General features: G+C 52.1%; 19 protein-coding genes. 9 read left to right on the forward strand and 10 right to left on the reverse strand.

Annotated elements, in window-relative coordinates; genetic code table 11:
• The first annotated feature begins 197 nt into the window (after window positions 1-197).
• Window positions 198-1,382, forward strand: a complete 1,185-nt coding sequence (locus tag KO1_RS18700; RefSeq protein ID WP_016807513.1) for a sugar efflux transporter — start codon at window positions 198-200, stop codon at window positions 1,380-1,382.
• Window positions 1,383-1,428: 46 nt separating this feature from the next.
• Here the strand turns inward: KO1_RS18700 and KO1_RS18705 are convergent, their stop codons facing one another.
• Entirely contained in the window at window positions 1,429-2,739 is a 1,311-nt protein-coding gene (locus KO1_RS18705) for an MFS transporter (protein ID WP_023320320.1), read from the reverse strand.
• A gap of 231 nt (window positions 2,740-2,970) precedes the next feature.
• Here KO1_RS18705 and KO1_RS18710 point away from each other — a divergent pair, with 231 nt between their 5' ends.
• Entirely contained in the window at window positions 2,971-3,867 is an 897-nt protein-coding gene (locus KO1_RS18710; RefSeq protein ID WP_004108162.1) for a LysR family transcriptional regulator, read from the forward strand.
• Between the two features lie 38 nt (window positions 3,868-3,905).
• Here the strand turns inward: KO1_RS18710 and aroD are convergent, their stop codons facing one another.
• The 9 genes from aroD to leuL all read right to left on the reverse strand — a co-directional run bounded on the left by aroD (window position 3,906) and on the right by leuL (window position 14,097).
• Window positions 3,906-4,661, reverse strand: coding sequence for a type I 3-dehydroquinate dehydratase (gene aroD, locus KO1_RS18715; RefSeq protein WP_004108159.1), 756 nt, complete (start codon window positions 4,659-4,661; stop codon window positions 3,906-3,908).
• Between the two features lie 33 nt (window positions 4,662-4,694).
• A complete protein-coding gene (locus KO1_RS18720; RefSeq protein ID WP_016807515.1) occupies window positions 4,695-5,909 on the reverse strand; it encodes an MFS transporter in 1,215 nt (404 codons plus the stop codon).
• An 11-nt stretch (window positions 5,910-5,920) separates the two neighbouring features.
• Window positions 5,921-6,784 carry a shikimate dehydrogenase gene (locus tag KO1_RS18725; protein ID WP_004108154.1) on the reverse strand — a complete coding sequence of 288 codons (864 nt, stop codon included), beginning with the start codon at window positions 6,782-6,784 and terminating at the stop codon, window positions 5,921-5,923.
• Between the two features lie 10 nt (window positions 6,785-6,794).
• Window positions 6,795-8,828 carry an oxidoreductase gene (locus KO1_RS18730; RefSeq protein ID WP_004108151.1) on the reverse strand — a complete coding sequence of 678 codons (2,034 nt, stop codon included), beginning with the start codon at window positions 8,826-8,828 and terminating at the stop codon, window positions 6,795-6,797.
• Window positions 8,829-9,233: 405 nt separating this feature from the next.
• On the reverse strand, window positions 9,234-9,839 hold the full coding sequence (gene leuD, locus KO1_RS18735) for a 3-isopropylmalate dehydratase small subunit (RefSeq protein WP_004108149.1): 606 nt from the start codon (window positions 9,837-9,839) through the stop codon (window positions 9,234-9,236).
• Between the two features lie 10 nt (window positions 9,840-9,849).
• Window positions 9,850-11,250 (reverse strand): 3-isopropylmalate dehydratase large subunit, encoded by a 1,401-nt coding sequence (gene leuC / locus KO1_RS18740; RefSeq protein ID WP_004108147.1) that lies wholly within the window; start codon window positions 11,248-11,250, stop codon window positions 9,850-9,852.
• 2 nt (window positions 11,251-11,252) lie between these two features.
• A complete protein-coding gene (gene leuB / locus KO1_RS18745) occupies window positions 11,253-12,344 on the reverse strand; it encodes a 3-isopropylmalate dehydrogenase (protein WP_024273723.1) in 1,092 nt (363 codons plus the stop codon).
• Window positions 12,344-13,915, reverse strand: coding sequence for a 2-isopropylmalate synthase (gene leuA / locus KO1_RS18750; RefSeq protein ID WP_004108142.1), 1,572 nt, complete (start codon window positions 13,913-13,915; stop codon window positions 12,344-12,346). Before leuA ends, leuB begins: the two co-directional genes overlap by 1 nt.
• Before the next feature lie 95 nt (window positions 13,916-14,010).
• Window positions 14,011-14,097, reverse strand: coding sequence for a leu operon leader peptide (leuL, locus tag KO1_RS28940; protein WP_009654551.1), 87 nt, complete (start codon window positions 14,095-14,097; stop codon window positions 14,011-14,013).
• Window positions 14,098-14,701: 604 nt separating this feature from the next.
• On the opposite strand from leuL, the gene leuO reads away from it, so the two are divergent.
• From leuO to ftsL, 7 genes are all read left to right on the forward strand, one after another.
• The gene (gene leuO, locus KO1_RS18755) at window positions 14,702-15,670 is read left to right on the forward strand and encodes a transcriptional regulator LeuO (RefSeq protein WP_097365569.1); all 969 of its coding nucleotides are present in this window, start codon (window positions 14,702-14,704) and stop codon (window positions 15,668-15,670) included.
• Between the two features lie 391 nt (window positions 15,671-16,061).
• Window positions 16,062-17,786 carry an acetolactate synthase 3 large subunit gene (gene ilvI / locus KO1_RS18760; RefSeq protein WP_004108124.1) on the forward strand — a complete coding sequence of 575 codons (1,725 nt, stop codon included), beginning with the start codon at window positions 16,062-16,064 and terminating at the stop codon, window positions 17,784-17,786.
• A gap of 2 nt (window positions 17,787-17,788) precedes the next feature.
• A complete protein-coding gene (ilvN, locus tag KO1_RS18765) occupies window positions 17,789-18,280 on the forward strand; it encodes an acetolactate synthase small subunit (RefSeq protein ID WP_024273724.1) in 492 nt (163 codons plus the stop codon).
• Window positions 18,281-18,459: 179 nt separating this feature from the next.
• Window positions 18,460-19,464, forward strand: a complete 1,005-nt coding sequence (gene cra, locus KO1_RS18770) for a catabolite repressor/activator (protein ID WP_004098577.1) — start codon at window positions 18,460-18,462, stop codon at window positions 19,462-19,464.
• 627 nt (window positions 19,465-20,091) lie between these two features.
• Window positions 20,092-20,550: a division/cell wall cluster transcriptional repressor MraZ gene (gene mraZ / locus KO1_RS18775; RefSeq protein WP_004108122.1), complete on the forward strand. Its 459-nt coding sequence runs from the start codon at window positions 20,092-20,094 to the stop codon at window positions 20,548-20,550.
• 1 nt (window position 20,551) lies between these two features.
• A complete protein-coding gene (rsmH, locus tag KO1_RS18780) occupies window positions 20,552-21,493 on the forward strand; it encodes a 16S rRNA (cytosine(1402)-N(4))-methyltransferase RsmH (RefSeq protein WP_004108121.1) in 942 nt (313 codons plus the stop codon).
• The gene (gene ftsL / locus KO1_RS18785) at window positions 21,490-21,855 is read left to right on the forward strand and encodes a cell division protein FtsL (protein ID WP_002888550.1); all 366 of its coding nucleotides are present in this window, start codon (window positions 21,490-21,492) and stop codon (window positions 21,853-21,855) included. Before rsmH ends, ftsL begins: the two co-directional genes overlap by 4 nt.
• Window positions 21,856-21,867: the final 12 nt, after the last annotated feature.

The raw sequence follows: 21,867 nt of genomic DNA on the forward strand, positions 1-21,867 counted from the left end.
TGTTATACTCGTCGTCTTTCAAGCTGCAGGTGCGTTGGCTGCGCCCGCTCGCCCAGGTCACATAGTTATCTATGTTCCCAGGGACTTACGTTCTGGCCGCCTGCCCGCAACTCGAAATCCATAGAGTATAGAATCACCCGCCAGCAGAAAACTTCTGCTGGCTTTTTTCGTTTTCTTCGCGTGCTTAAGGATATTTCATGCTGTGGTTAATGACGATGGGTCGACGTCTTAACGGCGTTTACGCCGCTTTTATGCTTGTCGCTTTCATGATGGGAATCGCAGGCGCGCTGCAGGCGCCGACGCTCAGCTTATTTCTCAGCCGCGAAGTGGGCGCGCAGCCTTTCTGGGTAGGGCTATTCTATACGGTTAACGCCATTGCCGGCATACTGGTCAGCCTGGCGCTGGCTAAGCGCTCCGATAGTCGGGGCGATCGCCGACGGCTGATTATGTTTTGCTGCCTGATGGCGGTGGGAAACGCGCTGCTGTTTGCTTTTAATCGCCACTATCTGACGCTGATTACCTGCGGGGTTATGCTGGCCTCCGTGGCGAATGCCGCGATGCCGCAGCTTTTTGCTCTCGCGCGGGAATATGCTGATAGCTCGGCGCGTGAAGTGGTGATGTTCAGTTCGATAATGCGTGCGCAGCTCTCGCTGGCATGGGTTATTGGCCCGCCGCTGGCCTTTATGCTGGCGCTGAACTACGGCTTCACCACCATGTTTTCGATTGCTGCCGGGATCTTTGTTATTAGCCTGGCGCTGATTGCCTTCAAGCTGCCCTCGGTCGCCCGCGTTGAACAACCCTCGGAAGGCGCTGAAGTTCTGGTACAGGCCGGAGGATGGCACGATAAAAACGTACGCATGCTGTTTATTGCCTCGACGCTGATGTGGACCTGCAACACCATGTATATCATTGATATGCCTTTGTGGATCAGTAGCGATCTTGGCCTTCCCGATAGCCTCGCGGGGATTCTGATGGGCACCGCCGCCGGGCTGGAGATCCCGGCGATGATCCTGGCGGGCTATTACGTTAAGCGCTGGGGGAAACGCAAGATGATGGTGACTGCGGTGGCGGCGGGCGTGCTGTTTTATGTCGGTCTGATTCTGTTTCACGACCGCGTGGCGCTGCTGGTGTTACAGTTGTTTAATGCCGTGTTTATCGGCATTGTTGCCGGCATTGGCATGCTGTGGTTTCAGGATCTGATGCCCGGACGGGCGGGCGCCGCGACGACGCTGTTTACCAACAGTATCTCTACCGGGGTGATTCTGGCCGGGGTGATTCAGGGCGCACTGTCGCAAAGCTATGGGCACGCCAGCGTCTACTGGACAATTGCCGCTATCTCGCTGGTGACGCTATTTATGACCAGCCGGGTGAAAGATATCTGATTGTCGTTACCGCCCCGGCTGGCTACCGGGGCAGCGTCCCGGCGGGTTATTTCAACACGATTCTTTTTATATCGCCGATAATAAAAATATAAGCGATAACGCCAATCAGCGCGGTTAATCCGATATAAATCAGCGCGTAGAAAAAATTACCGGTCATGGATATGATGACCCCGATAATTAACGGGGTAATAATTGACGCCATATTTGCACAGAAGTTGAAGATCCCCCCGGTGAGTCCGCCCATGTTTTTAGGCGCAATGTCTGAAATAAGCGTCCAGCCGAGTCCAACCATGCCCTGACCAAAAAAAGCGATCGACATAATAATAATAACAGCGGTGTTACTCTCGACCCAGTTAGCAATGATGATGCAGCTCGAAAGCAGCAGCCCGGAAATAATGGGCAGCTTTCTGCTAATATTTACGGAACGGGTTTTCTTTAAGATTTTATCGGATACCCAACCGCCGAAAAAGATACCGATAGCCGCGGCCAGGAACGGCCAGGAGGCGAAGAAACCCACGTGAAGCCACGGTAAATGGCGTTCGTTAGCCAGATAAGTGGGAAACCAGGTCAGGAAGAAAACCAGCGTGGTGTTACCGGCAAACTGCCCCAGGCTGGCGCCGATAATCTGTCGGCAGCACAGCAGGCGTTTGGCATCGGGCCAGTTAAACGGGATATTTTCATCGGCGCCAGCCGTATTTTCTACGCCGATATATTCCAGCTCTGCTTTATTTGCAGTCTTTGACTGATGCGGTTCATGATAAAATTTCCACCACACAAAAGTGAATGCAATGCCCAAACCGCCGGTCAGGAAAAATAGCGTTCTCCAGCCATGATGCTCCAGAATTAAAAAAAGTAGCGGGGAGAATGCGGCCAGTCCAATATATTCACCGACGGTGTAAGTCGCCGTTGCCCGAGCGCGTTCATGCTGGGGAAACCATTTACTCACGACCCGACTATTCACCGGAAAGCAGGGGGCTTCGCTGATGCCTAAACCTAATCGCAGCAGCAGCAATGATTTTAAGCCTACGGAAAAGCTTTGTAATAGGGTAAAGGTTGACCAGAAGAAAATAGAAAGCGCGTAAGTTAATTTATTACCGAAGCGATCTAAAAACATTCCCCCGGGAATTTGCGCCAGCGCGTAGGTCCAGGCGAAAGCGGAAAAAACGATACCCATCATCGCCGGGTCGATATGGATTTCGCTCGTTAACTTAGGTGCAACAATACCTAAAATAGTACGATCGAGATAATTTATCATCGTCCCGATCGATAGTAACATTAAAATTACAATTCGTGTTTTAGTTCGCTTTTGCGTGGCCGACGGCAAAATCGGCCGTTCCTGAGCATTGAGTGTCCTCATAGAGAGTTCCTTTAAAGTTTAAAATATTTTTGCATGTATTTATGCATGCAGAAATACTCTGCTTAAGTATTGACTCTATCGATGATTGGTCATGCCTTGTTACCCCTTGAACGAAATGGTAAAACAATATTTGATATGACTCCGATATTTCTCCTTTCCGGCTCATCATAGATAGCTTGTATGGTATATTAAGCACATTAGTTTTATTTTTATATTATACGAGCAAAAATAATGAACCTAAAGCAACTTTATTATTTTAAGCGACTGGCAGAAACTGAGCATTACACTGAAGCTGCCTCCAGCCTTTTTATCACCCAACCGTCCCTCAGCCATGCCATATCTGAACTGGAGAAAGAGCTGGGAGTGGCGCTATTTGCCAGGAAAGGGCGCAATGTCAAGATTACGCAGAATGGTAGGCGCTTTCTGCCCTACGTGGAAGACGCGCTGGCCTCGTTAGAAAATGGCCGTATGACGTTGCAAAAAAATAGCGCTGAGAACAAAGAAAATATTCGCATTGCATTTATTTATACCATGGGCGAATATGTTGTTCCGCAGTTAATTAATAAATATTCGCTGTCACCATCTCGTCACAATGTGACATTTTCTTTTACTCAGGGAACCTCGTTAACCCTTCTCCAGGAACTGAAAGCCGGAAAAAGCGATCTGGCTATTTGTTCCTATATTGCGGATGAACCGGATATTGACTTTATTCCTATTATTCAACAAGAACTGGTCGTAGTGACGGCAAAAGATCATCCTCTGGCCAGGCTTTATGAAAATGAAGTCGACCTGGTGGAGACGATCCACTACCCCTATATCTATTTTTCAGAAAATAGCGGTCTGCGACCTTTTATTGATAACGTGTTTATGCAGCAAAAACTGGTTCCGGATATTGCCTGCTACGTTGATGAGGATACGGCGATGGCGGGGCTGGTTAGTATTGATTACGGTATTGCGATTATGCCGAGAATTTCCGCGCTGTCGTATTACAACGTGCATATCCTGACGATCAAAAATGCCATTCCTCCGCGTTATATCTATCTGGCGACCATGAAGGAGCGGGTACTTTCCCCGGCCATTCAGTCATTTAAAGATGTCATTATTAATGACAGCCAAAAAATCAGATAACAAGATGCCCGGAGGGTGACCTCCGGGCGATGGTTTCATCAGGAAAGAATATCCATCAGCTCACGCAGCTGGGTAATGGCGATTTGCCCTGGCGCAGAAGCCTGACCGACGGTGCCAAAGGTCATTGCTGAACCGAACAAACGGCCGGTTACCCGGCTCACGCCGCCGGATTTACCCATCGACATCGTGATTAATGGGCGAGTGGCATACTTCTCTTTCATCGTCAGCGTTGCCGAAAGCAGGGTCAGAACATCTTGCGGCGACTGTGGCATAACCGCGATCTTCGGCAGGTCAGCACCAAGATCCTGCATGCGACGCAGACGGTAGATGATATCTTCCTGAGCTGGCGTTTTATGAAAATCGTGATTGCTCATGATAACTTTAACGCCCGCAGCGTGGGCATCGCTCACCAGCGAGCGAATTTGCGCTTCGTCGTTGAACAGCTCGATATCAATCACGTCGGTCAGACCGCTAACGGCCGCCTGGCGATTCAGCTCAAAATAGGCTTCGTCGCTAATTTCCGTTTCGCCACCCTCTTTTTTGCTGCGGAAGGTAAACAGCAGAGGAATCTCTTTCAGCAGCTGGCGAATTTCGCCCAGCGCCAGCAGAACCTGCTCAGTTTCTCTGACCTGGGTGAAGTGATCGACGCGCCATTCGATAATATCGGCTCCGGCGGTAGCCAGCGCGCGTGCGTTAGTCTGCAGCTCGGCAAGCGTTTTGCCGATCAGCGGTACGCAGATTAAGGTTTCCCCTTCCTGGAAGGTGATGTTTTTTACTGTTACTGCTTTAGTCATGTTGGTATCCATTATTCTTTTTGTCATTGACCATCAGGCGGTTGCTGCAACGCGGGATGTTTTTGCAGCGGCGCGAACCTGAAGCTGACGATAACCGATGTACAGGGCGATCACAAAGCCGACGATAGCGATCAGAAGATCGAACCACATAATGCTGGCGATACCAATCTTCGACAGTTTTGCCGTAATCAGCGGGATCGTAAAGCTGGCCAGACTTCCTGCGGTATAAAAGATCCCGGTGGCTTTGCCTTTCCCGTTCGGAAAGCTCATAGCCATGATGGTCGCGCCTATCTGCAGCACGCCGCCTGCGGCGGCAAAGCCGATGATAAAGGCAAAGCCGGTCACAATCATTGGCGTCGGGAACAGGCAAACGATCAGCAGTGAAATCATCGACAGGAAAGTGTAGATGATCATAGCGACGGCTGAGCTGAATACCTCTTTAACAAAAGCCGCAGTGACGAATACGCAGGTCAGTGAACCGGCAGTATAGACGCTCAAGAGTTTAATAGCCGACTCGTGAGGGATGCCGGCAACGAACTCGCCGTACTGCGCTAACCACTGGCTTACCAGATAAAAAGTCGCCATACCGATATAACCGTACAGGGTAAAGATGACCATATCCAGTTTGCCGGAGTCCGCCTGCGGAGCGGCGGCGGCAGTCACTGATTTCTCTGCGGTTTCCTTTTTCGCCCGATGATCCGGGAAAGGCATTTTTATCAGGTAGACCGCGCTCAGGATCATTAATGCTGCAGCGATGATAAACGACCACCCGTACCACATATTCGCCCATATCAGCGCACCGATAATGAACGGCAGCAGGAACTGCCCGGCAGAGACAAAGGCTTTGATCAACACATTAGCCCGGCTGGCGGAGTTAGGGAAAGACTCCATCAGCGCCGGATAGGTACCGGAGTCGAGGAAGCTGTTCGCCAGGCCCGCCATAATGCCGCAGCAGTAGGCCAGATAGATGTTTTTCGTCAGCAGAATACCGAGGAAGAACACCACATAACTGGCTATGCCGAGATAGATAAAGGGTTTACGACCAAAACGGTCGGACAGGAATCCTGTCACGATCGTGGCGAGCTTACCGATCCCGAGCGACGAGATAACGATGGAGACGCCGGCAGCGTCGGTTCCCCATTGTTCCTGCAGATTCGCCATATTGAGGGTAATTAACAAAACCCCCATACCGTGGATCAGATAGTTAAGATATAGCCCAGCTGCCGTTGGGACATATTGATTTTTCATCGCGCCCATCCTTAGAACAGGATATTTTTGACGTGTTCAACCGGCATTTCTTTGCCTGTCCAGATTTCAAAAGCGCGCGCGCCTTGCCAGAGCATCATCCCCAGACCGTTGATGGTGCGGCAGCCTTTTTTCTCAGCCACTTCCAGCAGATAAGTTTTGCGCGGGTTGTAGACCACGTCAGAAACGATCAGGTCCGGGCGCAGGAAGCTGTCGTCAGGCAGCAGCATCTGGCCTTCAAACGGTTTCATCCCCACGCCGGTGGCGTTGGTCAGAATGACGCTGCTGTCGATTTCCGCGCGCAGTTTGTCATGATCGTCCAGATCGAACAGGTGGATCTCGCAGTTGGTGTTATTACGGATTTTGGCAACGGTCTGTTCTGCGTTGGCGAAGAATTTATCTTTGCGGTTGAAGATGGAGATCGCTTTGACGCCATCAAGCGCGGCCTGAACGCAGAGCGCGGTTGCCGCACCGCCAGCGCCCAGAACGGTCATCTTTTTGCCGATGATATCAATGCCTTCTTCTTTGAGCGCGCGCATATATCCGGTGCCATCGGTGATATGGCCGGTCAGGACGCCATTGTCGTTCACCACGGTATTCACCGCGCCAACCAGTTCTGCCGCCGGCGAGAGTTTGTCCAGATACTGGCAAATCTCCGTTTTGTTCGGCATGGAGACGTTACAGCCGCGCAGTTTTAATGCACGAAAACCCTGTACGACATCTTTCAGCTCTTCATTACCTACTTCGAACGCCAGATAAACGTAGTCCAGTCCCAGATGGGCAAAGGCTTCGTTATGCATAGTCGGCGACATGCTGTGACGAATCGGGGTCGCAATCAGGCCAATCAGCTCGGTGTGTCCAGTAATACGTTCTGCCATGATAAAGTCCTCAATATGTTAGAAATGGAATTTTTGTCGATTCGCGGTTGCCGAGAGCGCCCATATCTTCGAGGGTGTCCAGCACGTTGCGCCCTTCGCGCACGCCATCAATGATTCGCCGGGCCATCAGGCTGTCGCCGATGTTCATTATTTTTACGTTATTGGCTCTGGCCCATTGTTCAATCTCAGTGAGACCGGCGGTATTGGCGCGCATTCCCAGGCAGACGAAGCCGTAATCAAAAGGAATGTCAAAGGTGCCATCCGCATTTTTAACGGTGAAATGCGTTGGGGTGACGGCAACCAGCTGCGTACGCATGTGCTGTTCCACGTGATGTTCATCGAGCATGGTCAACATGGCATTTTTAGTAATGATGTCCAGGTCGCGTCCCGGCGCGTCCTGCATCTCGATAAGCACGGCGCTGGCGCCGCGCGCGGAGAAGTATTCAATAACATCCAGACCTACGGCGCCTGCGCCGACGACAGCGATGCGTTTACCTGTAGCATCGGCAAACTGGTCCAGATGATGAATCATGTTGGTGATGGAGAAGACGTTTCCGCCTTCGACATCGATGTTCTCGCGCAGTCCTTCAATTGGCGGCAGCAGAGGAACTGAACCGGTTGCGTTGACGATTAAATCCGGGCGAAGAGCGGAAACGGATGCCACGGTGGCGCGCTTGCCGACCTGCAGCATCAGGTTATCGAGCGAGGCGATACGGTTTTTCATAAACTGCGGAAAATCGGCGATACGCTTTTTCTCCGGCAGCAGGGAGATCTCGCTGGCCAGTCCGCCGATGCTGTGCTTCTCTTCCAGCAGCCAGGTATGGCAGCCGACTTCCGCCGCGGTGCAGGCCGCTTCCATTCCCGCCGTACCCGCGCCGATAACCACGACGTTGGTATCGCGGATAACGCGCTGCTGTTTATAGGCATCGCCGTGGATAATATCCGGGTTAATCGAGCAGCGCAGAGGGCGGGAGCGGGCGATGCGGTGATCCGCGCAGCCGATGTTGCAGGAGATGCATTTCCGCATCAAACGCTCGTTACCGCTCTGCACTTTTTGTACCCACTCCGGCTCGGCGATCAGTCCGCGGCCAATGGCTATCAGGTCAGCATCGCCGCTGGCGATAATATCTTCAGCGACTTTCGGGGTACGGATATTGCCGGCAATTACCGTTGGCTTGTGGAATTTGTCGCGTACCGCACGGGAGAGATAGCGCTTCCAGCCATCTTCCAGAGACATCTGGTCAATCTGGAAATTCAGGTTGTCGTTTTGCGCGGCGGAGACGTTGATAATATCGACTTTCTCCTGGCACAATTCGAGGATCCGCAAGGAATCTTCGAGCGTATTCCCGCCCTCCAGGAAGTCATCGGCGCTAATACGCAGGCTGACCGGGAAACGCGGACCAACGCAGGCGCGTACCTTATCGACGATTAAGGTTAATATTCTGGCGCGATTCTCTACGCTGCCGCCAAATTCATCGGTACGCTTATTAAACAGCGGTGATAAAAACTGACTAATTAAATAAGAGTGGCCGGCGTGAATTTCCACACAGTCGAAACCAGCGCGGCGAACGCGCTCCGCAGCATCACCAAACTTATCGACGGCATGATATATCTCGTCGTGCGTCATCGGACGGGGAATATTACCGTTCTTTTTGGACGGCGTGCTGGAAGAGGAAAGCGGCATTTCGCCGTTCAGGCGATATGCATAGGCCGATGCGCCAGCGTGGTTTAATTGAATACCGACGCAGGCGCCGTGTTTATGTAAGGTTTCGGTTAATTTGAACAGGCGCGGAATATACTGATCGTTATCGATACGCAGCTGGGTTGTGCCATTAGAAGCGAATGGAAAATCGATACAAATATTCTCGATAGTGATGAGTCCTGTGCCGCCCCGCGCGCGTAGCTCATAGTAGTCAATCTGTTCCTGAGTGACTTCACCGTTCAGGCTCGCCAGGTTGGTCCCCATTGGCGGCATAATGATGCGGTTTTTTATTGTCATCCCGTTAATGGTCAACGGGGAAAAAAGATGGGGGTAGTGGCTCATATGCTCTCTCCACTGGATGCCTGATGGCCGCTATTGGGCGATCCTGGCCGGTCCAAAGTTAATATTTCTCTGTGGGGAAAGATAACGAGGCGTCCAATAGAAAAATAATGCTTTTTTTTGCGTGGAGCTATAGGGGGACTCTATGGGATTAACATTCGATTCACATATTCATGTTTTTATCTTAAATATTTCAATCGAATTTTTACTTGTACTTGTGGAATGACACAAAAAAAGTAGGTGAATGATTGAATAGATGCCCAATTGATAATGATTTATTTTTTTATCGGCAAATTTTTCTATCTATCAAATCAGTCTGGATATTATATATGTGCGCTAGATCTCATTTTCATCGGCAGAAAAAAGCCCGGATGTTCGTCCGGGCTGAGATAGCAATGGCGGTTCGCCTTAATTCATAAAAGCCGGCAGTTTTTTCTCATAGGCCGAGATGGCCTCTTCGTGCTGCAGGGTCAGACCGATGCTGTCCAGGCCGTTAAGCATGCAGTGGCGGCGGAAAGCGTCAATTTTAAAGCTCCAGGATTTATCGCCAGCTTTCACGACCTCGGCTTGCAGATCGACTTCAAACTTAATGCCGGGCTGAGACTGGACCAGCTTAAAGAGCTCATCAACCTGTTCTTCGCTCAGCGTGACCGGCAGCAGCTGATTGTTAAAGCTGTTGCCATAGAAGATATCGGCGAAGCTGGGCGCGATGACGACTTTAAAACCGTAATCGGTCAGCGCCCACGGCGCATGCTCGCGGGAGGAGCCGCAGCCGAAGTTTTCTCGCGCCAGCAGGATAGAGGCGCCTTTATACTCCGGAAAGTTCAGCACGAATTCCGGGTTAGGCTGTTCGCCTTTATCGTCCAGGAAGCGCCAGTCGTTAAACAGATGGGCGCCAAAACCGGTACGCGTGACTTTCTGCAGAAACTGTTTTGGAATGATTGCATCAGTATCGACGTTCGCGGCATCCAGCGGAACCACCAGGCCGGTATGTTGGATAAATTTCTCTGCCATGAGGGTTTCCTTATTTCAAGCTACGGATATCGGCGAAATGACCGGTAACGGCCGCCGCGGCTGCCATGGCCGGGCTAACCAGATGGGTGCGCCCGCCGCGGCCCTGACGGCCTTCAAAGTTACGGTTGCTGGTGGAAGCGCAGCGCTCGCCCGGATTCAGGCGGTCGTTGTTCATCGCCAGGCACATAGAGCAGCCGGGTAAACGCCACTCAAAACCGGCTTCAATAAAGATTTTATCCAGACCTTCCGCTTCGGCCTGCGCTTTCACCGGGCCGGAACCAGGAACGACCAGCGCCTGAACGCCCGGCGCCACTTTACGGCCTTTAGCGATCTCGGCGGCCGCGCGTAAGTCTTCGATGCGCGAGTTGGTGCAGGAACCGATAAAGACTTTATCAATCGCTACTTCGGTTAACGGTACGCCAGATTTCAGCCCCATATAGGCCAGCGCTTTTTCCGCGCTTGCGCGCTCTACCGGGTCGTTGAACGATGCCGGATCCGGGATGATGTCGGTGACGGATATCACTTGCCCTGGGTTGGTGCCCCAGGTGACCTGCGGAGCAATATCTTCCGCCTGCAGCGTGACAACGCTGTCAAACGTCGCGCCATCATCGGTAGTCAGGGTCTTCCACCAGGCGACGGCTTCGTCAAAATCCTGGCCCTTCGGCGCGTGCAGACGGCCTTTCACGTAATCGAAGGTGGTTTGGTCTGGCGCCACCAGGCCCGCTTTCGCGCCCATTTCGATCGCCATATTGCACAGAGTCATACGGCCTTCCATGCTTAAATCACGGATGGCTTCGCCGCAAAATTCGACAACATGACCGGTGCCGCCGGCGCTGCCGGTTTTACCGATAATCGCCAGAACGATATCTTTGGCGGTGATGCCTGGGGCTGCTTTACCCTTGACCTCAATCTTCATGGTTTTGGCGCGGCCCTGCTTCAGCGTCTGCGTTGCCAGAACGTGCTCGACTTCGGAGGTGCCGATACCGAATGCCAGCGCGCCGAATGCGCCATGGGTTGCCGTATGGGAGTCGCCGCAGACGATGGTCATGCCCGGCAGGGTCACACCCTGTTCCGGCCCCATCACGTGCACGATGCCCTGGTAAGGGTGATTCAGGTCATACAGTTCAACGCCGAACTCTTTGCAGTTTTTAATCAACTCCTGCATCTGGATACGCGCCATTTCGCCGGAGGCATTAATGTCTTTAGTTTGCGTCGATACGTTGTGATCCATCGTGGCGAAGGTTTTACCCGGCTGGCGTACCGGACGTTTATGGGCGCGCAGGCCGTCAAACGCCTGCGGCGAGGTCACCTCGTGAACCAGATGACGGTCAATGTACAGCAGCGGGGTTTCGTTTTGCGCTTCATAAACGACGTGAGCATCAAACAATTTTTCGTATAACGTCTTCGCCATGATTACACCCCTTCAGCGACATAGCGGGCAATGATATCGCCCATTTCATCGGTACTGACCGCCGCCGCACCGCGCGCTAAATCGCCGGTACGTACGCCTTCTTCTAATGCGCGGTTGATCGCGTTCTCAATCGCAGTGGCCGCGTTGTCGGCATCCAGGCTGTAGCGCAGCAGCAGCGCCAGCGAGAGGATCTGCGCGATAGGGTTAGCGATGTTTTTGCCGGCGATATCCGGCGCGGAGCCACCTGCTGGTTCATATAAACCAAAGCCTTGCTCGTTGAGGCTGGCTGACGGCAGCATGCCCATCGAACCGGTAATCATGGCGCATTCGTCAGACAGGATGTCGCCGAAAAGGTTGGAACACAGCAGAACGTCGAACTGAGACGGATCTTTAATCAGCTGCATGGTGGCGTTGTCGATGTACATATGCGACAGCTCAACGTCAGGATACTGCTTACTGATTTCACTAACGATTTCACGCCATAAAATAGAGGACTGCAGGACGTTAGCCTTATCAATAGAAGCCACTTTGTGACGACGTTTACGGGCGGATTCGAAGGCAATGTGCGCGATACGCTCAATCTCGAAGCGGTGGTATACCTCGGTATCAAATGCTTTTTCATGCTGACCGCTACCTTCGCGACCCTTCGGCTGGCCAAAGTAAATGCCGCCGGTCAGTTCACGCACGCATAAAATGTCGAAGCCGTTGGCGGCGATATCGGCGCGCAGCGGGCAAAACTCTTCCAGCCCCTGATACAGCTTAGCCGGACGCAGGTTGCTGAATAATTTAAAGTGTTTCCGCAGGGGCAGCAGCGCACCGCGCTCCGGCTGCTCAGCGGGCGGCAGATGCTCCCATTTCGGTCCGCCAACGGAGCCGAACAGAATTGCGTCAGCCTGCTCGCAGCCTTCAACGGTAGACTGAGGCAGCGGAGTGCCCTGACGATCGATGGCGATACCGCCAACGTCATGCTGGCTGGTGGTAATGCGCATATCAAAACGGTTGCGAACGGCTTCCAGTACTTTCATTGCCTGGTTCATGACTTCCGGGCCAATACCATCACCTGGTAAAACAGCAATATGGTAATTCTTCGACATTACACGGTTTCCTTATTGTTCTCTTTATTCTGAGCTTTGCGTTGCAATTCTTTTTCGACTTCAGCGGCGCGCCAGATATTGTTCAGGACGTGAACCATCGCTTTCGCGGAGGATTCCACGATGTCCGTCGCCAGGCCAACGCCGTGGAAGCGGCGGCCGTTGTAGTTTGCCACGATGTCCACCTGGCCCAGCGCATCCTTGCCCTGACCCTTGGCGTTCAGGTCATATTTGACCAGCTCAACCTCATAGCCGGTGATGCGGTTAATCGCCTGGTAGATGGCGTCAACCGGCCCGTTGCCGTTGGCGGCCTCAGCTTTGGTTTCTTCGCCGCAGACCAGCTTCACGGAGGCGGTTGCGATGTCGCTGGAACCGGACTGCACGCTGAAGTAATCCAGACGGAAATGCTCCGGTTCTTCCTGCTGTTTGTTAATAAAGGCTAACGCTTCCAGGTCATAGTCAAATACCTGGCCCTTTTTATCCGCCAGCTTCAGGAACGCTTCATACAGGTGATCCATGTTGTAGTCGCTGTCCTTATAGCCCATCTCTTCCATACGGTGTTTCACCGCCGCGCGGCCGGAGCGGGAAGTCAGGTTCAGCTGTACCTGGTTCAGACCGATAGATTCTGGCGTCATGATTTCGTAGTTTTCGCGATTCTTCAGCACGCCATCCTGGTGAATACCGGAAGAGTGGGCGAAGGCGCCGGTACCGACGATCGCTTTGTTGGCGGGAATCGGCATATTACAGATCTGGCTGACGGTCTGGCTGGTACGCCAGATTTCCTGGTGATTAATGCGGGTGTGCACATTCATAATGTCTTTGCGCACTTTAATCGCCATAATCACTTCTTCCAGCGAGCAGTTACCCGCGCGCTCGCCGATGCCGTTCATTGCGCCTTCAACCTGGCGAGCGCCGGCATGGACTGCGGCGAGGGCGTTACCCACCGCGATACCCAAATCGTCATGGGTATGGACGGAGATAATGGCTTTATCGATATTGGGAACGTGTTCGTACAGGCCGGTTATGATATTGGCGAATTCGAACGGCATGGTGTAGCCGACGGTATCAGGGATATTGATGGTCGTTGCGCCGGCATTTATCGCGGCTTCGACGACGCGGGCCAGATCGGCAATCGGCGTACGGCCAGCATCTTCACAGGAAAACTCAACGTCGTCAGTGTAGTTGCGGGCGCGCTTAACCATATAGATAGCGCGTTCAATCACTTCATCCAGATTACTGCGCAGCTTGGTCGCGATGTGCATCGGCGAGGTGGCGATAAAGGTATGAATACGGAAGGCTTCCGCGACCTTCAGCGATTCCGCCGCAACGTCGATATCTTTTTCAACGCAGCGGGCCAGCGCGCAAACGCGGCTGTTTTTGATGGTGCGTGCGATGGTTTGCACGGATTCAAAATCGCCCGGGGATGAAACCGGAAAACCGACTTCCATCACGTCAACGCCCATCCGCTCCAGGGCCATAGCAATCTGCAGTTTCTCTTTCACACTCAGGCTGGCTTGTAACGCTTGTTCACCGTCGCGTAAGGTCGTATCGAAAATAATGACTTGCTGGCTCATGGTTTAGATCCTTGGTCTGTGTCCTGGCGCCTTGCTAGCGAGCATAAAAAAACCCGCGCATTGGCGCGGGTTTTATAGTCTTGCTGGAAGATGACTTAACGATGAACGTCGCCCAACAGCCTACCGCGCAAAATGGATGCGTTTAGTAGTAGTAGGCTGAGAAAGCGAATGCTGCGAATCATTGCGTCATGCTCCAGATGAAATCGTTATGCTTTTAGAGTTACTGGATATGGGTTTTGATGTCAACCCCCGGGTGTAGAAAACGTCTTTTTACCTAACAGGCGCATTAGCTAATTGTGCTGACGATCGCGCTTTTTGGCCGATGATCCTTTTTTGGACATCACTTCATGTTGAGTTATTTTCACCATTTGATAATTTTTATTTTCAATTGAATCTTCATGGATATCGCTGTCGCGCAGGATGATATCCTGATGAAAATTATAAACTTATTTGTTTTGTGAATGTGTTTGTGAATATGATGGTTCATTATCAATGATAATAAAATGTGAATTTTAAGGATGGCTTAAGCTGATATTTTAATAATGCTTAAGTTAAAGTTAACCACTGCTGTTATTGTTTATTTTTGATATTTATGGGTACACTTGATTTTATCAAGTAAACAATATGGTTTAAGTGGTCGCGGGTACTTTCAAATGCAGACTTTTCGTCGCCACTCATAACCTTGATATATTCCTAAAATTCATCTTTGCCCTTTTGTAAATGTCATATGCATGATAAATGATATTCTGAGAATTAATTACTGCACTTTGGCAAAGGGAATTTAGCGTGACAGTGGAGTTAAATATGTTAAATGAAGGTACTGAATATAAGTCGACCTCTGAGGTAGAAAACACAAAACCCCAGCTGCGGATGGTCGACCTCAATCTGTTAACCGTATTTGATGCGGTAATGCAGGAGCAAAATATCACCCGTGCGGCGCACTCTCTGGGAATGTCCCAGCCGGCGGTCAGCAATGCGGTCTCGCGCCTGAAAGTGATGTTTAATGATGAGCTGTTTGTTCGTTATGGGCGCGGCATCCAGCCTACGGCGCGGGCTTTCCAGCTATTTGGTTCCGTACGGCAGGCTCTGCAGCTGGTGCAAAACGAATTACCGGGCTCGGGCTTTGAGCCGCTCAGCAGCGAGCGGGTCTTTAATTTATGCGTGTGCAGCCCGCTGGATAACGCTTTAACTTCGGTTATTTTCAACAAAGTTGGCGAGATTGCGCCCAACATTCATTTGGTCTTTAAATCGGCATTGAATCAAAACACGGAACATCAATTACGCTATCAGGAAATTGAATTCGTTATTGGTTATGAAGAGTTTCGTCGTCCTGAGTTTGCCTGCGTACCTTTATTTAAAGATGAAATGGTACTGGTGGCAAGTCGCAAGCATCCGCGTATTTCCGGTCCGCTGATGGAAAATGATATTTATCAGGAGGAGCACGCCGTTGTCGCTCTTGATCGTTACGCATCATTTAGTCAGCCATGGTATGACACTGCGGATAAACAGTCTCGTATTGCCTATCAAGGCAACGCAATGGTTAGCGTATTAAACGTTGTTTCCCAAACCAATATGGTCGCTATCGCGCCGCGCTGGCTGGCCAGCGAGTTCGCCGATAAGCTGGATTTGCAAATATTACCTCTACCGTTGAAGGTCAATAGCCGTACCTGCTATCTCTCCTGGCATGAAGCGGCAGGCCGCGATAAAGGCCATCAGTGGATGGAAGAATTGCTGGTGAGTATCTGCCAGCGCTAAACTGTCGCAATACAAACGGGGGCTTCGGCTCCTGCTTTGTGTGACAAAAATCACTAAATGCAGAATTTTATTCTGTTTGCATTGTTCGGTAACCAACGCGGTCAGATAAAAAATGGATGATTTGCTGCTGTTGGTTATTTTCCCCGAGCATTGACTATCATATTTTCTTATCGCCGAAGTTTTTCACCGTGTTTTACCTGCGAATCTTTCTTTTATTCTTTTAATGCCGGTCAAGCGCCGACGCTCGCCAATTGCCTGCCCGTAAGCGAGCAGTTATGGTAACGGCATGCAGTCTATTCATCTCAATGCGAAGCTATTGCGCTTCGTCTTGTGCGAGCGCGCGGAAATCGGATTCCGCTGTCGTTAAAAACAATAAGCCGGGAGGCAAACCATGGAGATGTTGTCAGGAGCCGAAATGGTCGTCCAGTCGCTGGTCGATCAGGGCGTCAAGCAGGTGTTCGGTTATCCCGGGGGCGCGGTCCTCGATATCTATGATGCGTTACACACCCTTGGCGGAATCGATCACGTTCTGGTCCGTCATGAGCAAGCGGCCGTTCATATGGCGGATGGTCTTGCTCGCGCAACGGGCGAAGTCGGAGTGGTACTGGTGACCTCGGGCCCGGGGGCGACCAACGCCATCACCGGCATTGCGACGGCTTATATGGATTCCATCCCGCTGGTGATTCTTTCCGGCCAGGTCGCGACCTCCTTAATCGGTTACGATGCTTTCCAGGAGTGCGACATGGTTGGCATCTCCCGACCGGTGGTAAAGCACAGCTTTCTGGTTAAGCAAACCGAAGATATTCCCGGCGTACTGAAAAAAGCGTTTTGGCTGGCCGCCAGCGGGCGCCCTGGTCCGGTCGTCGTGGATTTACCGAAAGATATTCTCAACCCGGCTAAAAAACTGCCCTACAGCTGGCCGGATACGGTTAGCATGCGTTCTTATAATCCGACGACGTCCGGTCATAAAGGGCAGATTAAGCGAGCGCTGCAGACGCTGATAGCGGCAAAAAAACCGGTCGTTTATGTAGGGGGCGGGGCGATCAATGCGCAATGTGAACCGCAGCTGTACGCGCTGGTTGAGAAACTGAAGTTACCGGTAGCTTCATCGCTGATGGGGCTGGGCGCTTTCCCTGCGTCGCACCAGCAGGCATTAGGGATGCTGGGCATGCATGGGACCTATGAAGCCAATATGACCATGCACAATTCCGACGTGATTTTCGCCGTTGGCGTGCGCTTTGACGATCGTACGACGAATAACCTGGCCCGCTACTGTCCGAACGCTACGGTGCTGCATATTGATATCGATCCGACTTCGATATCCAAAACCGTTCCTGCCGACGTGCCTATTGTGGGTGACGCTCGCCTGGTGCTGGAACAGATGCTGGAGCTGCTCGAACACGAGGAGACACAGCAGCCACTCGATGAAATTCGCGACTGGTGGCAGCAAATTGAACAGTGGCGCGCGCGTCACTGCCTGCAATACGACACGCAAAGCGGCAAGATTAAACCGCAGGCGGTTATTGAAACGATCTGGCGGCTGACTAACGGCGATGCGTACGTAACGTCCGACGTCGGTCAGCATCAGATGTTCGCCGCTCTCTATTATCCTTTCGATAAACCGCGGCGCTGGATCAACTCGGGTGGTCTGGGAACCATGGGGTTCGGCCTTCCTGCTGCGCTTGGCGTGAAGATGGCGCTGCCGGAAGAGACGGTCATTTGCGTCACCGGCGATGGCAGTATCCAGATGAATATCCAGGAGCTCTCCACCGCGCTGCAGTACGAGCTGCCGGTGCTGGTGCTGAACCTGAATAACCGCTACCTCGGGATGGTGAAGCAGTGGCAGGATATGCTCTATTCGGGCCGCCATTCGCAATCCTATATGGAGTCACTGCCTGATTTTGCCCGCGTAGCGGAAGCCTATGGCCATGTGGGCATTCGTATTAGCGACCCGCAGGAACTGGAAGCGAAACTCGCTGAGGCGCTGGCGCAGGTGCGTAACAATCGACTGGTTTTTGTCGATGTGACGGTTGATGGCAGTGAGCATGTATACCCTATGCAGATCCGCGGCGGCGGTATGGACGAGATGTGGCTGAGCAAAACGGAGAGGACCTGATTATGCGCCGGATATTATCAGTATTACTGGAGAACGAATCGGGTGCTTTATCCCGCGTGATCGGCCTCTTTTCCCAGCGTGGTTATAATATTGAAAGTCTGACGGTAGCGCCGACGGACGATCCGACGCTCTCCCGCATGACGATTCAAACCGTTGGTGATGAGAAAGCCATTGAGCAGATCGAAAAGCAGCTGCATAAGCTGGTCGACGTTCTGCGCGTTAACGAGCTTGGGCAATGCGCGCACGTAGAGCGTGAAATTATGCTGGTGAAAGTGCAGGCGAGCGGCTATGGACGCGATGAGGTGAAACGCAATACGGAAATCTTCCGCGGGCAAATTATCGATGTCACGCCGTCTATCTATACTGTTCAACTGGCGGGAACCAGCGACAAGCTGGATGCGTTTTTGGCTTCTCTGCGCGACGTGGCGCGAATTGTTGAAGTCGCCCGCTCGGGCGTGGTTGGTTTATCTCGCGGTGACAAAATCATGCGTTGAGCCCTGAAACTGACGTAAAAATAGCCCGACACAGCGTGCCGGGCTATTTTTTTGCGAATTCGGTGGGAACTGTGGACTAAAGCGGTTGCTGCGCTTACTTTTCTGCGCTTAGATGTTATAAAAACGAGCTCGTACCTGAAGAATGGTTATGTTCTGTACTTATTACCCAAGGGGCAATTGTGAAACTGGATGAAATCGCCCGGCTGGCCGGCGTCTCGCGAACGACCGCTAGCTATGTGATTAATGGTAAAGCGAAGCAGTATCGCGTTAGCGATAAAACTGTTGAGAAGGTGATGGCGGTCGTTCGTGAGCACAACTATCACCCCAACGCGGTTGCTGCAGGCTTGCGTGCAGGACGTACGCGTTCTATCGGTTTGGTTATCCCGGACCTGGAAAACACCAGCTATACGCGCATCGCTAATTACCTGGAGCGTCAGGCGCGCCAGCGCGGCTATCAGCTATTGATCGCTTGCTCCGAGGATCAGCCGGATAACGAAATGCGCTGTATTGAGCATCTGCTGCAGCGACAGGTCGACGCGATTATCGTTTCCACCTCATTACCGCCTGAACATCCGTTCTATCAGCGCTGGGCTAACGATCCTTTCCCGATTGTCGCCCTCGACCGCGCTCTCGATCGAGAACACTTCACCAGCGTAGTTGGCGCCGATCAGGATGATGCCGAAATGCTTGGTGCGGAGCTGCGTAAGTTTCCCGCTGAAACGGTGCTGTATCTCGGCGCTTTGCCGGAGCTTTCCGTGAGCTTCCTGCGCGAGCAGGGATTCCGTACGGCGTGGAAGGACGATCCCCGAGAGGTACATTTCCTCTATGCAAATAGCTATGAGCGAGAAGCCGCGGCCCAGCTTTTCGAAAAGTGGCTGGAAACTCATCCGATGCCTCAGGCGCTATTTACAACTTCATTTCCGTTACTGCAGGGGGTGATGGACGTCACGCTGCGCCGGGAAGGGAAGCTGCCTTCTGAACTGGCCATTGCCACTTTTGGCGATAACGAGCTGCTGGATTTCCTCCAGTGCCCCGTTTTGGCCGTGGCTCAGCGCCACCGCGATGTCGCGGAACGCGTGCTGGAGATCGTGCTCGCCAGCCTTGATGAACCGCGGAAGCCCAAACCGGGTTTAAGCCGCATACGGCGCAACCTTTATCGTCGCGGCAGCCTGAACCGTCGCTGAGCGCAATACCAGGATTATTCGTAGCAAATTCGCCAGACGGAGACGCGTCTGGCGATAATCTGGATAAATGACGTAAAAATTGCAGGGTTAAGGATCTTTCAGACAAATCCTTAATCTTCCTGACATCTCTTTTAATTCTATTCTTAGCGCCATTTATTTAGCGGTTTAATTAACCGATAAAAGGATTAGCGTATTTATTTGTATTATTTTGTTACATTCGGCGGATGAGTTGCTGAATTAACACTCATTTCCTCACGCTTATGCTCGCCAAAAGCGCTGTACCCCGCAGTAAGAGAGCCTCCCCAATGAAAACTGGTGCTGTTAACGGTCATCAGAATGGCCTAAAATGCCGCTCGCGTCGCAAACTGACACTTTATATTTTCCCTCAGAAGATATTTTGCTGCTTTTAACTGTTACAAGTTTGTTGGTTGTTTTCTTACCGATATTCATAACGTTAATTTGCCTCGTTTGTTGGTTGATTTTTCCTCAGGGCGAATATCGGCTGTAAATAATGGGTTTTTGAGCTCTGTTGGCATTCGTGCTGGCTTGACAAGCTTTTCCTCCGCTCCGTAAACTCCTTCTTGTGGGAATTTGTGGGGTAAAGTGGCGAAAAGGGGTGAGGCTGGCATGTTCCGTGGGGCAACGTTAGTCAATCTCGACAGTAAAGGCCGTTTGGCCGTGCCGACGCGCTACCGCGACGGGCTGATCGAGGACGCTTCCGGTCAATTGGTGTGCACCATTGACATCCATCACCCATGCCTGCTGCTTTACCCTTTGCCTGAGTGGGAAATCATCGAGCAAAAATTATCGCGTTTATCGAGCATGAACCCCACCGAGCGGCGCGTACAGCGTTTGCTTTTGGGACATGCCAGCGAATGTCAGATGGATAGCGCCGGGAGGCTATTAATAGCCCCGGTGCTGCGGCAACATGCCGGGCTGACAAAAGAAGTGATGCTGGTCGGGCAGTTCAATAAGTTTGAGCTGTGGGATGAAACGACCTGGTATCAACGGGTCAAGGAAGATATCGACGCTGAGCAGTCCGCTTCCGGGGAACTGTCGGAGCGCCTGCAGGATTTGTCTTTGTAAAATGATGGAAAATTATAAACACACTACGGTACTTCTGGATGAAGCCGTTAACGGCCTGAATATTCGTCCTGACGGTATCTACATTGATGGTACCTTCGGCCGCGGCGGTCACTCGCGTCTGATCCTCTCCCAACTGGGAGCGGAGGGACGCCTGCTGGCGATCGATCGTGACCCACAGGCTATCGCCGTCGCGAAAACTATCGATGATCCCCGCTTTTCCATCGTTCATGGTCCATTTTCTCAGCTGGCCGACTATGTAGGCGAGCGCAACCTGACCGGCAAGATCGACGGTATTTTGCTCGATCTTGGCGTCTCCTCGCCGCAGCTGGATGACGCTGAACGCGGCTTTTCTTTTATGCGTGATGGCCCGCTGGATATGCGTATGGATCCGACGCGCGGCCAATCTGCCGCTGAATGGCTACAAACCGCCGACGAAGCCGATATCGCCTGGGTCATCAAAACTTTTGGTGAAGAGCGTTTTGGTAAACGTATTGCCCGCGCCATCGTCGAACGTAACCGCATCGAACCGATGACGCGCACCAAAGAGCTGGCGGAGGTCGTTGCGGCGGCAACGCCGGTGAAAGACAAATTCAAACATCCCGCGACCCGTACCTTCCAGGCGGTGCGCATTTGGGTAAACAGTGAACTGGAGGAGATAGAGCAGGCGCTAAAAAGCTCGCTCAGCGTGCTTGCCCCGGGCGGGCGGCTCTCAATTATTAGTTTCCACTCGCTGGAAGACCGTATTGTGAAGCGTTTTATGCGCGAGCAAAGCCGCGGTCCGCAGGTTCCGGCTGGGTTACCGATGACCGAAGAGCAGCTTAAAAAACTGGGCGGCCGTGAGCTAAGAGCATTAGGCAAGTTGATGCCGGGTGAAAAAGAGGTAGCTGAAAATCCTCGTGCCCGTAGTTCAGTTCTGCGTATTGCAGAGAGGACGAACGCATGATCGGCAGAGTGACAGAAGCCCTAAGCAAGGTTAAAGGGTCGATAGGAAGCAACGAGCGCCATGCTTTGCCTGGCGTGATCGGAGACGACCTTCTGCGGTTCGGGAAGCTGCCACTCTGCCTGTTCATTTGCATCATTATTACGGCGATTACGGTGGTGACAACGGCGCACCATACTCGCCTCTTAACGGCGCAGCGCGAACAACTGGTTCTGGAACGCGACGCGCTGGATATTGAATGGCGCAACCTGATCCTCGAAGAAAATGCTCTCGGCGATCACAGTCGGGTTGAGCGGATCGCGACCGAGAAGCTGCAGATGCAGCACGTCGATCCATCACAAGAAAATATCGTTGTACAGAAATAAGGATTATTGCGA

The sequence above is a fragment of the Klebsiella oxytoca NBRC 105695 genome, assembly GCF_001598695.1.
In the GTDB taxonomy this organism is placed as follows: Bacteria; Pseudomonadota; Gammaproteobacteria; order Enterobacterales; family Enterobacteriaceae; genus Klebsiella; species Klebsiella oxytoca.

What these genes read in the sequence shown, in the direction of transcription:
- KO1_RS18700 (WP_016807513.1), top strand. Translation starts at nt 198, where the DNA reads ATGCTGTGGTTAATGACGATGGGTCGACGTCTTAACGGCGTTTACGCC.
- KO1_RS18705 (WP_023320320.1), bottom strand. Translation starts at nt 2,739, where the DNA reads ATGAGGACACTCAATGCTCAGGAACGGCCGATTTTGCCGTCGGCCACG.
- KO1_RS18710 (WP_004108162.1), top strand. Translation starts at nt 2,971, where the DNA reads ATGAACCTAAAGCAACTTTATTATTTTAAGCGACTGGCAGAAACTGAG.
- aroD (WP_004108159.1), bottom strand. Translation starts at nt 4,661, where the DNA reads ATGACTAAAGCAGTAACAGTAAAAAACATCACCTTCCAGGAAGGGGAA.
- KO1_RS18720 (WP_016807515.1), bottom strand. Translation starts at nt 5,909, where the DNA reads ATGAAAAATCAATATGTCCCAACGGCAGCTGGGCTATATCTTAACTAT.
- KO1_RS18725 (WP_004108154.1), bottom strand. Translation starts at nt 6,784, where the DNA reads ATGGCAGAACGTATTACTGGACACACCGAGCTGATTGGCCTGATTGCG.
- KO1_RS18730 (WP_004108151.1), bottom strand. Translation starts at nt 8,828, where the DNA reads ATGAGCCACTACCCCCATCTTTTTTCCCCGTTGACCATTAACGGGATG.
- leuD (WP_004108149.1), bottom strand. Translation starts at nt 9,839, where the DNA reads ATGGCAGAGAAATTTATCCAACATACCGGCCTGGTGGTTCCGCTGGAT.
- leuC (WP_004108147.1), bottom strand. Translation starts at nt 11,250, where the DNA reads ATGGCGAAGACGTTATACGAAAAATTGTTTGATGCTCACGTCGTTTAT.
- leuB (WP_024273723.1), bottom strand. Translation starts at nt 12,344, where the DNA reads ATGTCGAAGAATTACCATATTGCTGTTTTACCAGGTGATGGTATTGGC.
- leuA (WP_004108142.1), bottom strand. Translation starts at nt 13,915, where the DNA reads ATGAGCCAGCAAGTCATTATTTTCGATACGACCTTACGCGACGGTGAA.
- leuL (WP_009654551.1), bottom strand. Translation starts at nt 14,097, where the DNA reads ATGATTCGCAGCATTCGCTTTCTCAGCCTACTACTACTAAACGCATCC.
- ilvI (WP_004108124.1), top strand. Translation starts at nt 16,062, where the DNA reads ATGGAGATGTTGTCAGGAGCCGAAATGGTCGTCCAGTCGCTGGTCGAT.
- ilvN (WP_024273724.1), top strand. Translation starts at nt 17,789, where the DNA reads ATGCGCCGGATATTATCAGTATTACTGGAGAACGAATCGGGTGCTTTA.
- mraZ (WP_004108122.1), top strand. Translation starts at nt 20,092, where the DNA reads ATGTTCCGTGGGGCAACGTTAGTCAATCTCGACAGTAAAGGCCGTTTG.
- rsmH (WP_004108121.1), top strand. Translation starts at nt 20,552, where the DNA reads ATGATGGAAAATTATAAACACACTACGGTACTTCTGGATGAAGCCGTT.
- ftsL (WP_002888550.1), top strand. Translation starts at nt 21,490, where the DNA reads ATGATCGGCAGAGTGACAGAAGCCCTAAGCAAGGTTAAAGGGTCGATA.